The following is a 17,960-nucleotide window of genomic DNA, read 5'->3' on the forward strand; positions in this document are numbered from 1 at the left end:
TTTATTTTTTTAGGAAAAGCTAGAGATGATTTAAGCAAAATTAAAATTATGAAGCTATTTTAAACTTTTAACATAGACATCCAGTAAATAGAGCTTTGCAGTCTCCAAAATCATTATCATGGATAGATTGTTTCTTCGGTATAGTGAAGAGTAGTAATAGGCAAGTAAATGGGTATTATTTTGTAATAGGTTACATATGATATTTTCTTCTAAAAGCTGTAGGTGTTGTTTTGACCTTTTTGATGAATAATTTTGTTAAATAGCTTTGATCGTTAAATCCTAAACTGACGGCGATTTCTGTAATAGTTTTATTTGAAAAAACCAATTCACTTTGAATTTCACGAATTTTTTGCTCATTTGTATAATCAATAATAGTTTGATTAGTGGAATTTTTGAACACTCGACAGAGATAACCTTTTGAATATCCCAATTTTGAGGCTAATTTATCAAGTTCCAAGTGTTCATTTAGGTGTTTAAAAATATAATCTTGGATTAAAAATATTAAGGTAGAATCTGAGAAATTCTGAGCCGCACGAATTCTTTTTACAAACAATTCACCAATTTCTTGCATTAGTTCAACAATACTATCAATTTTTTGAAGCCGCTCAACTCGTTGAACACAACGATCACTTAAAGCGTAGGCAGATTCTGGATGCATTCCACCTTTGATTGCTGCACGTGTAAAAAGTGTTGTTGCTGCAATTAAAAGATTTTTACTATTTCTTAATTCGTTTCCAACAGTCATTTCACCAAATGTTCCACTTTGTATAAAATCCGCTAAGCGAGGCCTGAATTCTACTAAAATGCCTTTTTGCAATGCATCAAGCATTAGTTGCTCTTTATAATAACTATTATGATAATTAACTTCATTTAGTGAGAATGATAATTGCTCAGTTTGATTTTTTGTGAAAGATGAATCACTAATAAATAACGGTTTTTCAAAAGTAGCTATTTTTTGAAAAAAGCAAAAATAAAGCACTTTTGTATAAGAAATTAAACGTTCGAGGCTAATACTGGGGAAACTATCGCGAAAATAGCCTAAGGCTTCAATGGTTTGGATATTACACCATAAAATTACTATTCGTTGTTCCGAAGAAGGAAGGCAGATGACACTAAAGCATTCATTGTTTTTAGTATTAAAGATTTCTACACTACCTTCAGTGATGTGAAAATTTATTTTGGAAAGTAATTTATTAGGAAATTTTGGTGATACTGCCTGTTTGAATTGAGCAGTTTGTTCTCCAACTTGATTATAAGTAAAGATAGAGAGCTTAGACGAAAGATAAAATTCTTCAAGCAATGGCAAAGCATTTATCATTTTATGGAACCCCTTTCAATTATGTGCAATATAATACCAATATTGCTAATATTATACAATTAAAAGCGCTTTAATTAAGTATAATCTATATATAAGATGATCATCTTAATATATGTTTTAAAATTTGGGAGTGAAATTAATGACAACATCAAAGAGTTCATTTAGAAATATTTTAATTATTATTGCATTGTTATCGTTAAATATTGTTGAGCAAGCTGCAAGTGTTATCACGGGAACCATTCCAGGAATGAGCAAAGATTTTTCTAATGTGTCGCTAGTTAATATTGAATTAATAACAACTGTTGTGTCTGTTTTTGTAACCGTTTTCGTGTTAGTCAGTGGCTTTGTAGTTCGAAAAATTGGGCAAAAACAAACAGCAGTCTTAGGTTTGGTAATTGCATCTGTTAGTTCAGTTATTCCTGCATTTTCAACTAATTTTACAGTAATATTAGTTTCACGTGCAGTGCTAGGAATAGGAATAGGTTTAGCTAATCCATTAGCAATTAGTCTGATTGGAGTTTTTTTCTTTGGTGATGAAAGAGCTAAGTTAATGGGATGGCGGTCTGCAATAGCTGGGATTGGGACGTCACTAATGACATATTTCGCAGGACAGTTACTAAATATTAATTGGCATGCAGCTTATTGGGTATATTTATTATTTATTCCGACATTGCTACTTTTTATCTTTTTTGTTCCTGATCCAGAAAAAAATGGAGCAGTAGAACTGCAAGAAGAGGAACAGCAAAAGGAACTTGCTACAGCACAAGGAAAAGGTGTGAGTGTCCAAAAAGATTCGAAATTGCTAGTTACGACTTTAGCTATACTAACATTTTTGATTTTGATTGCTATTATGGTTTTAGCAATTAAACTACCAACTTATTTTGTTGAGGAAAAGATTGGCACAGCTACTCAAGCAAGCAATGCATGGAGTATCTATAACTTCGCAAGTGTGGCAGGTGGAATTTTATTTGGATATTGCTACAAGATTATGCATAAATATATTTTGCCAATGGGGTTAGTTTTGTCTGGATTAGGCATGACTTTAATTAGTATGGTAAAGACAGTCGATTTGATTTATATATTATGTGTCATGATGGGAATTGTAGGTGCCATGATTATTCCATATATTTTTAACCGAATTAGTGAAACTTCTTCTCCAAAAAAAGCGCCTTTGTATACTTCAATTGCATTAGTTGGTTCGAATTTAGGTGCGTTTATCTCACCTTATGCAGGTGAGATTTTGGGGGAATCCAGTAAAACAGCAATTTTAAATGCCGGGTTTTTGATGGTTATCTTGGCAATAATTTCATTAATAGTGATTCTTAAGATAAATTCAAATCAGAAACAACTATTGTCATAAGGAAAAGGTCGTGTGAAAAAATGGAATTTCAAATAAATCAAACTATTAAGTTTAATCATGATACAAAGTTATTGAAGAAAGCGGAGTTGGCCAAGCCTCAATTATTATATAAAACGATTAGACCGGAAAGAATAGTTAATATTGTTAAAGATGAGCAAGCGTTATTCGGATATCGGGCTGTTCCAACTGCACAAAAGATTGCAGAAATTGATCAGCATGCACTAGGAAAAGGTGACAGAATTATATTAGACTTAGGAAATCACCAGGTTGGACATTTTCAAGTTAATATAAATTCAGTAGGTTCTCCAATGGATGCGCCCTTGTCACTACATGTAGTTTTTGCCGAATTACCAGTTGAAATTGGAATCAATCATGAAGAATATAAGGGATTATTGAGTAGTTCGTGGCTCGCCGAAGAATATCTGCATATAGATGTTTTACCTGATATCTTAAAACTGCCACGACGCTATGCTTGTCGATATATTATGATTGAAGTCATGGATACGTCGCCAAAATGGCAGGCTGTGTTTAGCAAGCCTCAGTTTATAGCTGAAAGCGCAGTAGACATGAAACAAATACAGCCATTAAATTCGGGAGATTCTTTGCTGGATCAAATTGATCAGGTAAGTTGTAAGACGTTGCATGATTGTATGCAAGATGTTTTTGAAGATGGCCCTAAACGTGATCGTCGTCTTTGGTTGGGAGATTTGCGTTTACAAGCTTTAGCCAACTATATTACTTTTGACAATCAAGGATTAGTAAAACGCTGCTTATATTTATTTGGAGGATTGAGTACACAAACTGGAAGAATTACTGCAAATATTTTTACTAAAACCAAGCCAATCCCAGATGATACCTTTCTTTATGATTATAGTCTGTTTTTCATTTCGGCGTTGAGCGACTATTTTGAACATTATCATGATCAAGAAGTACTTATAGATTTATTTCCACTTGCAAGAAAGCAACTCGATCAGGCACTATTGTTGGTAAATCAACAAGGACGAGTTGAACTAGATGATCAGTGGCCTGTTTTTGTCGATTGGTCTCAAGAATTTGATAAGGCAACATGTGCACAAGCAATTTTAATTTATGCATTGAAGCAATTTTTAATGTTGGCAGATAAATTATCGTTTGACGCAACTGAATATCGTATGATTTTGGACAAATTAACAAGCTTTGCAATTAACCAGTTGTACGACCAAGAAAAGGGATTGTTTGTGAGCGGGGTAAAAAAAGAAGTCAATATTGCAAGTCAAGTTTGGATGGCATTAGCAAAGGTTTTGCCTAAAAGTAAGAATCATGATTTGATGGAAAAAGCGGTACAGAAGCTCTTCCCAGTATCTAGAATTGCTACGCCGTATATGTATCATCATATTGCAGCTGCTTTGTTTGAAACACAGCATTCAGATATTGCTGTTACCTTGATTAAAAAGTATTGGGGTAGCATGCTCAAGTATGGCGCTGATACTTTTTGGGAAGCCTTTCAACCTGAAAAGCCAACCTTTTCCCCGTATAACAGTATGGCCATCAATAGTTATTGCCATGCATGGAGCTGTACTCCTGCATATTTATTAAGAAAGTATTTAAAAAAATGATTTAAAGCGTTTAACTTGGCTAAGGAGAGAGAATTATATGCGAAATTATTTAAGTATTGATATTGGAGGAACAAATCTAAAATATGGCTTGATAGATTACTCAGGAAAATTAGTTTTGAGAAAGCAACTGGAAACGCCGAATAATTTTGAAGAATTTAAACGAATTTTTATAAGAATTATCGCTGATTATCGAAAAGAAATTTTTGGGGTAGCTGTAAGTGTCCCTGGGAAAGTCGATTCAAAAAAAGGAATAGTTTATTTTGGGGGTTCATTACCATTTTTAGATAAAATAAATTTTAAAGAAATGATTCAATCTGAATTTGGATTATTACCAGTCGGAGTTGAAAATGATGGTAAATCTGCTGCACTTGCTGAGTTGTGGTTGGGAGCATTACAAAATCATCCTGATTCAGCCGCAATCATTCTTGGAACAGGGGTTGGCGGTGGAATAATTCTTAACAATCAATTGTTGCCTGGTAGTCATTTTCAAGCTGGAGAGTTAAGTTTTATGGTCAACAATTATCAAAAGCAAGATATTGCCAAACTCGTGGGGATGGATATCTCAGCTGTTGAAATGATAAAGCAAATTGCAAACACCTTGAATCTAATCGATAAAAAAGATGGAATTGCGGTATTTGAACAAATAAAGCAACAAAATGAACAGGCTTTAAAGATCTTCAGGTTATATTGTCAACGTGTTGCTTATTTAATATTGAATATTCAAAGTGTAGTTGATTTGACGACTTATGCAATTGGTGGCGGAATCAGCAGCCAACCATTATTAGTTGAAACAATTAATCAGGAATATGATAAAATTTTGGCAGATTTACCGTTAGTAAAGAAGACTTTGATACGACCGAAAATAAAAAAAGCCAAATTTGAAAATAGCGCAAATCTGTATGGGGCACTTTACGGATTATTGCAAAACTTAGATAAAAGTTCGGGCTATTAATTAAGAAGGAGAAGAATGTAATGGTTGATTTTAAAGCAATATCATCTGAAGCTTTCCCTACTAATTTTCTTTGGGGTGGTGCAACGGCAGCTAATCAATTAGAAGGTGCATGGAGAAAAGATGGTAAAGGGCCATCAATTGCCGATGCTCTTCCAGGAGGAAAGCAGCGACTTACAGTTGCTAGTAGTAAAGATTTTAATGGACAGATTGATGAGGAACGTTACCAGTATCCTAATCATCGCGGGATTGAACACTATCAGCGTTTTAAAGAAGATATCAAATTATTTGCTGAAATGGGTTTTAAATGTTATCGTTTTTCAATTGCGTGGTCACGAATTTTTCCACAAGGTGATGAGATTGAGCCAAACGAAGCAGGTTTGAAATTTTATGATCAGTTAATTGATGAATGTCTGAAATATCAGATTGAACCTGTCATTACGATTTCTCATTATGAATTACCTTTGAATTTGGTTAAAAATTATGGTGGCTGGAAAAATCGGCAGTTAATAACTTTTTATGAACGTTTTGCAAAAGTAGTTTTACAGCGATATAAACAAAAAGTTCGTTATTGGATGACTTTTAATGAGATTAATTCCGCTTTTCATTTTCCTATAATGAGCCAAGGATTGATGCCTAGTAATGGATCTAATGATTATACCAATATTTTTCAAGCGTGGCACAATCAATTTGTTGCTAGTGCATTGGCAGTTAAATTTGGACATCAGGTAAATTTGAATTTGCAAATTGGGTGCATGATTTTGTATGCTACCAGTTATGCTGTTGATGCTAATCCCAAAAATCAATGGGCTAATTTGAAGCAAATACAGGACTTTAACTTTTTCTGTACGGATGTACAAGTAAGAGGAGAATATCCAGCATCTACTGCGAGAATCTTTCATGATTATCAGGTTGATTCGCAACGATTGAAGATTACAGAACAAGATTTGCAGTTGCTGAAAAAATATCCAGTAGATTATATTGGATTCAGTTATTACATGTCAAGTGTCACTGATGTTACTCATCAAGATACTGTTAAATCAGCTGGTAATTTAATTGGTGGTGTTAGTAATCAATTCTTACAAACGAGTGATTGGGGTTGGCAGATTGACCCAACAGGGCTGAGAATTGCACTAAATGAGCTTTATGGCCGTTATCAGAAACCATTATTTATAGTTGAAAATGGATTAGGAGCTTTTGACAAATTGACTACTGATCATAAAATTCATGACGATTATCGGATTGATTATTTGAAAAAGCATATTCATGCAATGGCGAAAGCAGTAGCAGATGGTGTTAACTTGATGGGATATACTCCTTGGGGTTGTATTGATTTAGTAAGTGCTTCAACGGGACAAATGAGCAAACGCTATGGATTTATTTATGTTGATCTTGATGACAATGGAAAAGGTAGTTTGCAGCGAATACCCAAAGATTCTTTTTACTGGTATCAGAAGGTAATTGAAAGTAATGGGAAAGGTGTTTAACTGTTATTAGATATGAAATTCTAATTTAAAAAATTAATGATACCATTATCGTTTTATATAAAGTAAATGTGGGGCTTAATTTGCTCAGATATTAACTCATTTTAGATTGATTAATACAACAATCTAAAATGGGTTTTTGTTTGTCCGATGGTAATATTATCTAAAGGTATAACATAAGTTGGTAATATAGTGGGCTTAAAAAAGCGAAAAGAATCTTTTTAAGATTAAAGATGATTTTGTTTTAAAACCAAGATTACTTTTATGATAAGTAAAGCTTCAGTGGTGTATGTAAATAAAAATGGAATTAGAGTAGAATGCAACCTGAAATAAAGTATAAATTTTTTGAGTGTTTAGATTAAATTCATAATTTGTGTGGGAAAAGTAAATATAATAACAATAGTAAGGATAGTAGTCAAAAATATTAATTTTACAAAAAAATAGCGCTTACATAATTACTTAACAAATTTTCAAAGTGATAATATTTCTAAATAATAAATAAAAAAGAGGAATTAACATTGAATGTGAGTTGTGCAATATTAAAATTATGTTAGAATAAGCGAAAATTAAAATGTAGTTAAAAAAGGATGGAGGGATTTAAGAATGGTAGATAATTATCGCAATAATATCGTGATTGGCGGTAATAAATATCGATATTATAATATTAATAAATTCATGGTGGACAACGGCGAAAAGATTCAAGAACTGCCTTATTCGATTAGAATTTTATTAGAACTAACATTACGTAGAAGTGATCAACATGCTGAAATGCGACAGTTCTTACCTAACTTTTTGGATTGGGATCAAAAACATGATCATGATATTCCATATAAACCAGAACGAGTAATCCTGCAAGATTTTACAGGGGTTCCTGCATTGGTTGATTTGGCAGCAATGCGTGAGGAGTACGAAGCTCGTGGACAGGATCCAAATGAAATCAATCCTGACGTGCCAGTTCATCTTGTGATTGATCATTCTGTTCAAGTTGATATGGCTGGCAATGATGATGCTTTTGCATATAATATCGAACAAGAATTCAAGCGTAATCAGGAGCGTTATTTATTTTTGAAGTGGGCCCAGGAAAGTTTTGATAATCTTTCTGTAATTCCTCCAGATACCGGAATTATTCATCAGGTTAATCTTGAGTATCTTTCATCGGTTATCAGACAATCCGATGCTTTGGTCCCGGTTTTGTTTCCAGATACCTTAGTGGGAACTGATTCGCATACGACAATGATTAATGCACTGGGTGTTCTTGGCTGGGGAGTGGGAGGAATCGAAGCCGAAGCCAGTATGCTTGGACAGGAATCTTACTTTCCAATGCCGCAAGTTGTGGGGGTACGTTTGACAGGAGCGCTGCCTGCTACTGCTACCGCAACAGATCTAGCGTTAACCTTAACGCATCTATTAAGAGAATTTAATGTTGTTGGTAAGTTTGTAGAATTCTATGGTCCCGGTTTGAAGAATTTGCCGTTAGCCAATCGAGCAACCATTTCAAATATGGCTCCAGAGTATGGAGCTACTTGTGGATTCTTCCCCATTGATCAACAAACAATAGATTATTTACGTTTGACTGATCGGACTAAAGAACAAATTGAGATTGTTGAGGCATATGCTAAAGAAAATTCTTTGATTTATCAAGAAAAAGAAGATCAGGAAAGAAAATACTCAGAATATGTTGAATTGGATTTGAGTGAAGTCGAAAGTAGTGTTGCCGGACCAAAAAGGCCACAGGATCTGGTTAAATTACCCGAGCTTGCGCAGCAGTTTAGAAAGTATGATGAGTTAGCTGATTGTGAGGTTAGTGTTGAAGAAAAAGATTTTCGGTTGCGTCCGGGAGCATTAGGGATTGCTGCAATTACAAGTTGTACAAATACATCGAATCCAGAAATTTTGATTACAGCAGGTTTGCTGGCTAAGAAGGCTGTCGAAAATGGATTGAAGATTCCAGAGTATGTAAAGACTTCTTTCGCACCGGGTTCACGTGTGGTTACAGAGTACCTTGTTGCGGCAAAACTACAAGAATACCTTGATGATTTAGGGTTTAATATCGTCGGGTATGGCTGCACAACCTGCATTGGCAATTCAGGAAAGTTAAAAGACGGGGTACAAGAAGTAATTGCGGAGACTGGGTATCCAGTTGCTGCGATTGAAAGTGGTAATCGTAATTTTGAAGGGCGAGTGAACCCACTTGTTAAAGATACATATTTAGCTTCACCACCATTGGTTGTCGCATACGCATTGGCGGGAACGCTTGATATTGATCTGAGTAAGGAAGCACTTGGATATGATAAGATGCAAAAGCCAGTATATTTAGCTGATCTTTGGCCAAAAACTGAAGAAATAAGTGAGGTAATTCACAATTATTTGAAACCAAGTCTATTTTCAAATAACTATGGAAATATTTTTAAACAAAATGCAAGTTGGAACGCACTTCCGAGCACTAAGTCAATTAATTATAATTGGGATGAGAAGTCAACTTACCTTGCCTCGCCTCCGTTATTTGAAAAAAGCGAAAAAAAATTGACTGATTTGAGAGTGCTTGCGAAGTTAGGTGATTCAATTACGACGGATCATATCTCTCCAGCTGGATTCATAGGGCAAAGAACACCGGCAGGAAAGTATTTAATAGCACATGGAGTAGATCCACAAGACTTCAACTCTTATGGTTCACGGCGCGGGAACCATGAGGTCATGATTAGGGGTACACTTGCGAATATTCGTCTGCAAAATCAATTAACACCGGATAAACAAGGTGGTTTTACTAAGGACTGGTTGACCGGCGAAGAGACTACAATTTATGATGCTGCAATGAATTATCGTGCCAAAAAAATAGGTTCAATAATTTTGGCAGGAAAGGATTATGGAATGGGATCGTCTCGTGACTGGGCGGCTAAGGGTGTTCAGTTATTAGGCGTTAAGGCAGTTATTGCTGAGAGCTTCGAGCGGATTCATCGTTCCAATTTGGTAATGATGGGAGTTTTGCCATTACAGTATTTACCAAATGAAAATGCAAAGTCACTCGGACTCGATGGCGCAGAAAGTTTCTCAATTACGTTGGACGGGAAGCGTGCGCATGTGATAGTTAAGTCTGCAAATAAAATAATCAAATTTGATGTGATTTCGCGGTTTGATGCACCTATTGATATCAAGTATTATCAGGCGAATGGAATTTTGCCATATGTATTAGGAAAAAGAATTTCTGGGAATTAATGGGTCATCATTAAGGAGGGGAATTAGGATGGATTATCCAAGAGGATTGGCAGGCATAGTGGTCGATCAGACTAAAATAAGTTCCACAGTCGGCGGTCATTTAACTTATGCTGGATACCCAATTGAAGAGTTGAGTGAAGCTTCGTTTGAAGAAGTGGTTTTCTTACTATGGCATACAAGGTTGCCAAGTGAACAAGAACTTCAAGATTTTCGGGCTGATTTAGTTAGTAAGATGGTTTTACCAGCTGAAACAATTCGGTTACTGCTCTATATTGCTAGGGAACCACAGCATCCAATGAGTATTCTTAGAACGACTACGTCACTTCTAGGAACAACAAATGATGTTGAGCATGATGAACCACCCAAAATTTTAGCCAAAATGCTGACAGCAATCGCCGCAATTTTGCGAATCAGGGATAATGAGCCATTAATTGATGTTGATCCTAAATTGAATGTTGTTGAGAATTTTTTATACATGATTAAAGGAAAACGGCCCGATGCAAAACTAACTAAAATGTTTTCCAGTGTTATGATTTTACAAGCTGATCATGAATTCAATGCTTCAACATTCACTGCGCGTGTTGTTGCTTCAACTTTTGCTGATTATTATTCATGCTTAACAGCAGCTGTTTCTGCCTTAAAAGGTCCTCTGCATGGTGGTGCTAATGAGCGTGTTTTTGAGATGATTGAAGATATTGAAAGAGAACAGATCGATCCAAAAGATTTTGTTGAACTCCAAGTGAAGAAAAAGCGTAAAATAATGGGCTTTGGTCATCGAATTTATAAAAATGGAGATCCTCGTGCCTTTATTTTGGAAGATATTGCAGCAAAGTTAGCTCCGCGAACAGGAAATGAGCACTATTTTAAGATTCAGCAAGAACTTGCGCGCTACATGCTGGAACGGTTTGGACTTCATCCAAATGTCGATTACTATACTGCTTTGATATACCATTGCATTGGCCTTGATAAATCAGTTTTTACCATGATTTTTGCAACTTGTCGGACTGCAGGTTGGTTAGCGCATATTATGGAGCAGCGACAAGAAAATTGCTTGATTCGTCCTAATTCAGAGTATGTTGGGCCAACTAACCAACATTATTCAAAGAAATAAGGAGGAATTATAAATGAAACAACCGGAAAAACTAAAGATTATCGACGAGCAGTTGATTGTACCTGACAATCCAATAATTCCATTTATTGCTGGAGATGGAATTGGACCCGAAATATGGCAAGCAGCACGGCGTGTTTTTGATAGTGCTGTTAACAAGATTTATGGTAATGATCGGCAAGTACATTGGAAACAGGTTTTAGCTGGGGGAGCTTCTTATCAAGAGAGTGGAACTTGGCTGCCAGAGGAGACATTAACTACTCTCAAGAAGTATTTGGTTGCTATTAAAGGCCCATTGACAACTCCAGTTGGAGAGGGGCATCGTTCGATTAATGTAACATTGAGGCAAGAACTAGATTTATTTGCATGTGTCCGACCTGTACAATATTATTTAGGGACCCCGTCACCTGTCAAGCATCCAGAAAATGTTGATATTACAGTTTTTAGAGAAAATACGGAAGATATCTATGCTGGAATTGATTTTGAAAGTGGTTCCGCAGGAGCAAAAAAATTATTACAGTTACTCAAGGATAATCACCAAATTGATAAAGTACGTTTTCCAGAAACTTCATCTTTTGCAATCAAGCCAGTTTCAAGTGAGGGATCTAAGAGAATCGTAAGGGCTGCCCTTAATTATGCAATTATGCAAAAAAAGGGTAGTGTTACTCTTGTACATAAGGGCAATATCATGAAAAAAACAGAAGGCAGTTTTAAAAAGTGGGGTTATGAAGCTGCAGTGGAGTTTAAAAAGCAAGTATTTACAAGTGTTGAATACAATCAAATTAGACAAAAACAAGGTAAAATTGCTGCTGATGAGGCCCAGTTGCAGGCAAAAAAAGATGGTAAAGTGCTTGTCAATGATATTATTGCTGATAATTTCTTTCAACAGTCTTTACTACATCCAGAGAATTTTGATGTAATCGCAACTCTGAATTTGAATGGAGACTATATTTCAGATGCGTTGGCTGCTCAAGTTGGTGGCATCGGAATTGCACCTGGTGCGAATATTAATTATCAGACTAAGCGTGCTATTTTTGAAGCCACTCATGGGACGGCTCCGCAATTTGCAGGACAGAACAAGCTGAATCCAACGTCACTAATTCTTTCAGGAGCAATGCTATTTGAGTATATTGGGTGGAACAAGGTTGCGCTAGAGATTAAAAATGCGGTTACGATTGCGATTGAGAAGCAGCATGTCACAGTTGACTTTGCAGCAGTATTACCACAAGCCACCGAACTTTCGACAAGCGGCTTTGCAGATTACTTAATTGAGTTAATAACTAAGAGAGACTAGTTTATTAATTTTTAAGCACTCAAAGTTTGTTAGTCCATGTCACATTCACTTATGAAAATAATGCACAAGAAGGGTCATTCAAGGTAAAAACATATAAAAAAGATTGACAGACTAATTTTTGAGCGGTAAAATTACGTTAAATTTTGTGTTAAAGATAATAAACTTATGAGAAGAAGAGTACCTTGAAGAGCCATTAACAGAGAGGTTACAGTGCTGAGAGTAGCTGATGGGAAAACAAGAGAAGATGGTCTTTTTGAAAATTCGATTGTGAGCTGAGAAAGTGAGCATGAGACGGTTATACCCGTTAGCGTAGCAAGGTTATGGTTTATAATTGAAATCAGGACTTGTTGAGGATTACTAGAGTAATTTAGTAATCAAAGATCGAGTGGTAGCGTGAATAATCACCTCGTAGTCTAAATTGACTGCGGGGTTTTTATTTGTTATAGAAGTAACTAATTGAGTAGAAGGATGGAGAGTTTGAAATGACAGATAAGAGTGAAAATCTGAAGCGTGAGATGACTGTAAGGCATTTATTCATGATTTCTTTAGGTGGTGTAATTGGGACGGGCCTTTTCTTGAGCTCGGGATATACAATTCATCAAGCAGGACCTGTAGGAACAATTCTAGCGTATGGAATTGGTGCAGTAATTGTCTATTTGGTAATGCTTTGCTTGGGAGAACTAGCCGTTGCTATGCCGCAAACAGGTTCATTCCATGTTTATGCAACACGTTTTATTGGACCTGCAACGGGATTTACTGTTGCAATCTTGTACTGGCTTACATGGACTGTTGCGTTGGGTTCAGAGTTTACGGCTGCAGGGTTGATTATGCAAAATTGGTTCCCTAAAACGCCAACCTGGTGCTGGAGTTTGTTATTTATGATTATTATTTTTGCTTCGAATGCATTTTCTGTTCGTTTCTTTGCGGAAACAGAGTTTTGGTTCGCAAGTATTAAAGTTTTGGCAATTATTTTCTTTATTGGGATTGGCGGGTTGGCTATCTTCGGAATATTTTCGTTTAAGAAATATAATCCACAGCCTTTATTTCACAATCTTTATGCGAATGGACTTTTTCCTACCGGATTCAAAGGAGTTTTTACCACGATGTTAACTGTTAACTTTGCCTTTTCGGGAACGGAACTGATTGGGGTTACTGCTGGAGAAGCTAAGGATCCTGCAAGAACAATTCCAAAGGCAATTCACACAACGCTTTGGCGCTTAATTGTCTTTTTCATTGGCAGTATTACTGTAATGGCAACTCTTATTCCCTGGAAACAAGCTGGAGTAGGTCAAAGCCCATTTGTTCTTGTCTTTAAGAGTATTGGACTACCATTTGCAGGCGATATTATGAATTTTGTGATTTTAACAGCAATTTTGTCAGCTGCAAATTCAGGGTTGTATGCTTCAACCAGAATGCTATGGTCGCTATCGCATGAGAAAATGATTAGCCCTGTTTTTGCCAAAACGACAAGTAATGGAGTTCCATTATACGCATTAATTGCCAGCATGTTAGGTGGAATTTTAGCACTTCTGTCCAGTGTTGTAGCAGCATCAACCGTATATCTAGTATTGGTCTCAATTTCTGGGCTTGCAGTTGTGTTAGTTTGGGCAGCAATTGCGCTTTCAGAAATCAATTTTCGAAAAAATTGGATAAAAGAAGGTCATAAAGTTAATGAACTTAAGTTTGTGACACCAGGTTATCCCTTTATTCCATGGATTGCACTGATAGCTAGTCTATTATCATGTGTGTTAATTGTGTTTGATCCAACACAAAGGTCAGCATTGTTTTATATGGTGCCATTTATTCTAGGGTGTTATGGATTGTATTTCTTTAAGAAGAGACACGATATAAAAAATGAGCAGGAGGAGGTTTAAAATGAAAGCACCATTACTTGAATTGTTAAATGAAAAGAAACTGTTGGTACTTGATGGAGCAATGGCAACTGAGCTTGAAAAGGCAGGAGTCGACACTGCCAATGAGTTATGGTCGGCAACAGCACTTTTAGACGCGCCACAGAAAATAACAACGGTGCATCAAAATTACTTCAAAGCTGGAGCAGATATAGCAATAACAAATACTTATCAGGCAACAAGACAAGCATTCATGAAGCAAGGGATGGATGCTGCCGAGAGTATTGCGTTAATCAAGCAAGCCGTTTTTTGTGCCCAAGAAGCAAGAAAAGAATCTTCAACGAACAAACATTTATTATTGGCGGGAAGTATCGGTCCATATGGTGCTTTTTTAGCTGACGGAAGTGAATATACTGGAAATTATAATTTATCAATAAAAGCATTTCAAGATTTTCACTATCCAAGAATGCAGGCTTTAGTTGAGGCTGGAGTCGACTTATTTGCGATTGAAACACAACCTAACTTTATTGAACTTGAAGCGATTACAGAGTTGTTGGAGCGGAAATTTCCTGAGACGACTGCTTGGATAGCTCTCAGTATAAAAGATGATAAATATTTATGTGATGGTACTAGCTTGGCAAAGGTCGTGAAATATCTTAATCAGTTTGAGAATGTTAGTGCAATTGGAGTCAACTGTACAGCTTTGGAGAACATCACGCCTGTGTTGAATGAGATTCGCGTATTAACAAAGAAACCGTTAATTGTCTATCCTAACAATGGTGATATATATGATCCTATTTCAAAAAAATGGCAGATTAATACGCGAGCTCAGACATTTAGCGATTTAGTTCCAACTTGGATTAGTGCGGGTGCTAAAATAATTGGTGGCTGTTGCCGTACTACGCCAGATGAGATTCGTGAGATTGCTAATATTGTTGCACAGCAATAATATTGTATAGCCTAAATTTGAAAAAAAATTAAAATCTTGTTGACAAAAAGATGATAAAGATTTAGTCTTATCATAATTTAATATTCGTCCATACAAACCAATGAAGTGGAGATCAAGATAGTTGTGCACATACAGAGAACCGGCGTTGCTGCGAGTCCGGTTGAACGCAAGCTATTAAATGGACCACTGAGGGTGCGGTTAAAGCATGAAAATGTGAGTACTCCGCAACGTAAGATATGCGTCAGTTATCAGGGGTGTGATTGCACCTCGTAAAGAGTGTGGTTTATTGAACAGTGACTAACTGTTTTTTGAGCTACGAATTAAGGTGGTACCGCGGAAAATCCGTCCTTAGCAGGTGACTGTTATGGGCGGATTTTTTTGTAGATTTTTAGAAAGGAGTGATAAGATGTTTCCTAAAATTGATGAGTTAAAAAGGATTGCAGCATCTTATAATTTTGTGCCGGTTGCTATGAAGGTACCTTTAACAAAGAATGAAGAAGAACAATTGTTATTGTCCTTGGCACACGATGAAGATACAGTTTATTTTTCGGGCGGGAATCATGCACTTGGAAATTATAGTTATTTTGTAATTGAGCCAACACGAAGGATTACGGTTTTAGATGGTGTGTTAACCGATAGTGATAATCAGGGGAACAAAATAATAGAAGAAGTAAATCCACATGATTATTTGGAGGAAATCTTAAAAAAATATAAGCAGCCCGTTGTTCCAGGTCTTCCACCATTTACTGGTGGATTAATAGGTTATTTCTCATATGAATATACTAAATATTATCAAAAACATATTAGTTTTCAGCATGCTAATCCAGATAATATACAAGATATCGGCTTGTTCTGCTGTAACAAGTTAGTTGCTTATGATCATGATAAAAACGAGATGAGTCTGATTGTCAGTATTTCAGTCGAAGATTTGGAAGTTAATTATGAGCAAGCAAAAGAAGAACTTGAAAAATTTAGAGCAAGTGTATTTGCACGAATAAGACAAACCTATGAGATTCCACAATTGAGACTAATGAGTGATTTTCGAATGCACTTCAATGAAGTTGAATATGCGAATAAGGTTCAAAGTGCAAAGAAGCAGATTGCAGCAGGAGATATTTTTCAATTGATTATGTCTAATCCGCAAGAAATAAACTTAACGGGAGATCTATTACCACTTTTAGAGAGGTTAATGATAGATGAACCGCATGCTTATCATTTTTATTTTAAACAGGGAAGATTTGCTGCTGTGGCGGCGTCTCCTGAAACATTGATTACCAGACAAGGCAAGGAACTTGCAAGCTATCCTTTGGCAGGAACCCGAAAGTTAACAACTGATAACGTAAAAAACCAGAAAAACTGTGCGGAATTATTAGACAGTGCAAAAGAATTAGCTGAGCATAATATGTTAGTTGACCTTGGGAGAAATGATCTTGGACAAATAAGTAAATTTGGAACAATTCAGGTTACAAAGCATGCTTTTTTAGAAAAGTTTGCAACTGTTGTTCACTTGGCATCTGTTATTAAAAGTCAGGCATTACCAGAAAAAAGTGCATTAGATATCTTAGATGCTGTTTTCCCAGCAGGAACCTTGTCGGGAGCACCTAAAGTCAGGGCAATTCAAATTATTAATGAATTAGAGCATTTTAAACGCGGCATTTATGGTGGTAGTTTTGGTTATCTGAGTTTTTCAGGTGAGATTGATCAGGCAATTGGAATCCGCTTGTTACATCGAAATGGTCAGAAAGGTATTTTACACACAGGAGCGGGGATTGTGGCGGATAGTATTGCTAAAAATGAATATCAGGAATGTCTGAATAAGGCAAGATCAGTAAGAAATGCATTAACCCAAGCCAGTACAAGAGGTGAAATAGATGGAATTACTAATCGATAATTATGATAGCTTTACCTATAATCTATATCAACAAATTGGTCAGTTTACAACTGATATTATTGTGAAAAAAAACGATGAAATTGATTGTGCTGCAATTGAGAGATTAAAGCCGAAACACATCATTATCTCTCCGGGTCCAGGTCGCCCGAGTGATGCAGGCAATTGTGTGGGGATCGTTAATAAATTCGCTGGTAGGATTCCGATACTTGGTGTTTGTATGGGACTAGAGGTCATTGCAGTAGCTTTTAATACCGCTGTTGTTCTTGCTCCTAAATTGATGCATGGAAAAGTTGACACCATCAAAGTAAAATATGTTGACGAAATTTTAAATGGGGTTCCTCAAAAGTTTCAAGCAGCAAGATATCATTCGTTAATCGCAGATTATCAACAATTACCCGCGAATTTTAAGATTACAAGTGTTTCAAGTGATAATGAATTAATGTCTTTTTCAGATAGTCGAAAACACATATATGCGATTCAATACCATCCAGAATCAATTATGACGGATAGCGTAGTTGGAAATACAATTATTCAGAATTTTTTAAAAGTTTAATTAGCAAAAATAAAATATTTATCCATACAAACCAATGAAGTGGAGATCAAGATAGTTGTGCACATGCAGAGAACCGGCGATGCTGCGAGTCCGGTTGAACGCAGGCTATTAAATGGACCACTGAGGGTGCGGTTAAAGCATGAAAATGTGAGTACTCCGCAACGTAAGATACGCGTCAGTTATCAGGGGTGTGATTGCATCCTGTAAGAGTGTAGTTTATTTGAACAGTGACTAACTGTCTATTAAGCTACAAATTAAGGTGGTACCGCGGAAAATCCGTCCTTAGCAGGTGACTGTTACGGGCGGATTTTTTAGAGAAAGGGGTAAAAAAATGAAAGAATTTCGTTGGCAGATTCTTTTGGGATATGAACTTGAACTTACAGAAACAATTCTTAA

The 17,960-nt window shown here is 36.1% G+C and carries 12 protein-coding genes; 11 read left to right on the forward strand and 1 reads right to left on the reverse strand.

Features of this window, described 5'->3' with window-relative positions; translation table 11 throughout:
- Positions 1–190: 190 nt before the first annotated feature.
- Positions 191–1,318 (reverse strand): helix-turn-helix domain-containing protein, encoded by a 1,128-nt coding sequence (locus ABF682_RS07235; protein WP_415619401.1) that lies wholly within the window; start codon positions 1,316–1,318, stop codon positions 191–193.
- A 139-nt stretch (positions 1,319–1,457) separates the two neighbouring features.
- On the opposite strand from ABF682_RS07235, the gene ABF682_RS07240 reads away from it, so the two are divergent.
- From ABF682_RS07240 to ABF682_RS07290, 11 genes are all read left to right on the forward strand, one after another.
- On the forward strand, positions 1,458–2,678 hold the full coding sequence (locus ABF682_RS07240) for an MFS transporter (protein ID WP_289980488.1): 1,221 nt from the start codon (positions 1,458–1,460) through the stop codon (positions 2,676–2,678).
- 20 nt (positions 2,679–2,698) lie between these two features.
- The gene (locus tag ABF682_RS07245; protein ID WP_289980486.1) at positions 2,699–4,273 is read left to right on the forward strand and encodes an alpha-rhamnosidase; all 1,575 of its coding nucleotides are present in this window, start codon (positions 2,699–2,701) and stop codon (positions 4,271–4,273) included.
- 37 nt (positions 4,274–4,310) lie between these two features.
- Positions 4,311–5,225, forward strand: a complete 915-nt coding sequence (locus ABF682_RS07250; protein WP_415619402.1) for an ROK family protein — start codon at positions 4,311–4,313, stop codon at positions 5,223–5,225.
- 20 nt (positions 5,226–5,245) lie between these two features.
- Positions 5,246–6,709: a glycoside hydrolase family 1 protein gene (locus ABF682_RS07255; protein ID WP_415619403.1), complete on the forward strand. Its 1,464-nt coding sequence runs from the start codon at positions 5,246–5,248 to the stop codon at positions 6,707–6,709.
- A 600-nt stretch (positions 6,710–7,309) separates the two neighbouring features.
- Complete coding sequence (gene acnA, locus ABF682_RS07260) at positions 7,310–9,919, forward strand: aconitate hydratase AcnA (protein WP_415619404.1); 2,610 nt, start codon at positions 7,310–7,312, stop codon at positions 9,917–9,919.
- Positions 9,920–9,947: 28 nt separating this feature from the next.
- Positions 9,948–11,030: a citrate/2-methylcitrate synthase gene (locus tag ABF682_RS07265; RefSeq protein ID WP_289980481.1), complete on the forward strand. Its 1,083-nt coding sequence runs from the start codon at positions 9,948–9,950 to the stop codon at positions 11,028–11,030.
- 13 nt (positions 11,031–11,043) lie between these two features.
- A complete protein-coding gene (icd, locus tag ABF682_RS07270; RefSeq protein ID WP_415619405.1) occupies positions 11,044–12,321 on the forward strand; it encodes an NADP-dependent isocitrate dehydrogenase in 1,278 nt (425 codons plus the stop codon).
- A gap of 482 nt (positions 12,322–12,803) precedes the next feature.
- Positions 12,804–14,195, forward strand: a complete 1,392-nt coding sequence (locus tag ABF682_RS07275; RefSeq protein ID WP_415619406.1) for an amino acid permease — start codon at positions 12,804–12,806, stop codon at positions 14,193–14,195.
- A 1-nt stretch (position 14,196) separates the two neighbouring features.
- The gene (gene mmuM, locus ABF682_RS07280) at positions 14,197–15,120 is read left to right on the forward strand and encodes a homocysteine S-methyltransferase (protein ID WP_415619407.1); all 924 of its coding nucleotides are present in this window, start codon (positions 14,197–14,199) and stop codon (positions 15,118–15,120) included.
- Positions 15,121–15,526: 406 nt separating this feature from the next.
- Entirely contained in the window at positions 15,527–17,011 is a 1,485-nt protein-coding gene (locus ABF682_RS07285) for an anthranilate synthase component I family protein (protein ID WP_415619408.1), read from the forward strand.
- Positions 16,992–17,564, forward strand: coding sequence for an anthranilate synthase component II (locus ABF682_RS07290; protein ID WP_289980470.1), 573 nt, complete (start codon positions 16,992–16,994; stop codon positions 17,562–17,564). The genes ABF682_RS07285 and ABF682_RS07290 overlap by 20 nt, the downstream gene beginning before the upstream one ends.
- Positions 17,565–17,960: the final 396 nt, after the last annotated feature.

The organism is Liquorilactobacillus sp., assembly GCF_047719775.1.
Taxonomy (GTDB): Bacteria; Bacillota; Bacilli; order Lactobacillales; family Lactobacillaceae; genus Liquorilactobacillus.

Excerpts from the sequence above, each read along its gene's own strand:
- ABF682_RS07235 (WP_415619401.1), bottom strand. The coding sequence starts at position 1,318 with ATGATAAATGCTTTGCCATTGCTTGAAGAATTTTATCTTTCGTCTAAG.
- ABF682_RS07240 (WP_289980488.1), top strand. The coding sequence starts at position 1,458 with ATGACAACATCAAAGAGTTCATTTAGAAATATTTTAATTATTATTGCA.
- ABF682_RS07245 (WP_289980486.1), top strand. The coding sequence starts at position 2,699 with ATGGAATTTCAAATAAATCAAACTATTAAGTTTAATCATGATACAAAG.
- ABF682_RS07250 (WP_415619402.1), top strand. The coding sequence starts at position 4,311 with ATGCGAAATTATTTAAGTATTGATATTGGAGGAACAAATCTAAAATAT.
- ABF682_RS07255 (WP_415619403.1), top strand. The coding sequence starts at position 5,246 with ATGGTTGATTTTAAAGCAATATCATCTGAAGCTTTCCCTACTAATTTT.
- acnA (WP_415619404.1), top strand. The coding sequence starts at position 7,310 with ATGGTAGATAATTATCGCAATAATATCGTGATTGGCGGTAATAAATAT.
- ABF682_RS07265 (WP_289980481.1), top strand. The coding sequence starts at position 9,948 with ATGGATTATCCAAGAGGATTGGCAGGCATAGTGGTCGATCAGACTAAA.
- icd (WP_415619405.1), top strand. The coding sequence starts at position 11,044 with ATGAAACAACCGGAAAAACTAAAGATTATCGACGAGCAGTTGATTGTA.
- ABF682_RS07275 (WP_415619406.1), top strand. The coding sequence starts at position 12,804 with ATGACAGATAAGAGTGAAAATCTGAAGCGTGAGATGACTGTAAGGCAT.
- mmuM (WP_415619407.1), top strand. The coding sequence starts at position 14,197 with ATGAAAGCACCATTACTTGAATTGTTAAATGAAAAGAAACTGTTGGTA.
- ABF682_RS07285 (WP_415619408.1), top strand. The coding sequence starts at position 15,527 with ATGTTTCCTAAAATTGATGAGTTAAAAAGGATTGCAGCATCTTATAAT.
- ABF682_RS07290 (WP_289980470.1), top strand. The coding sequence starts at position 16,992 with ATGGAATTACTAATCGATAATTATGATAGCTTTACCTATAATCTATAT.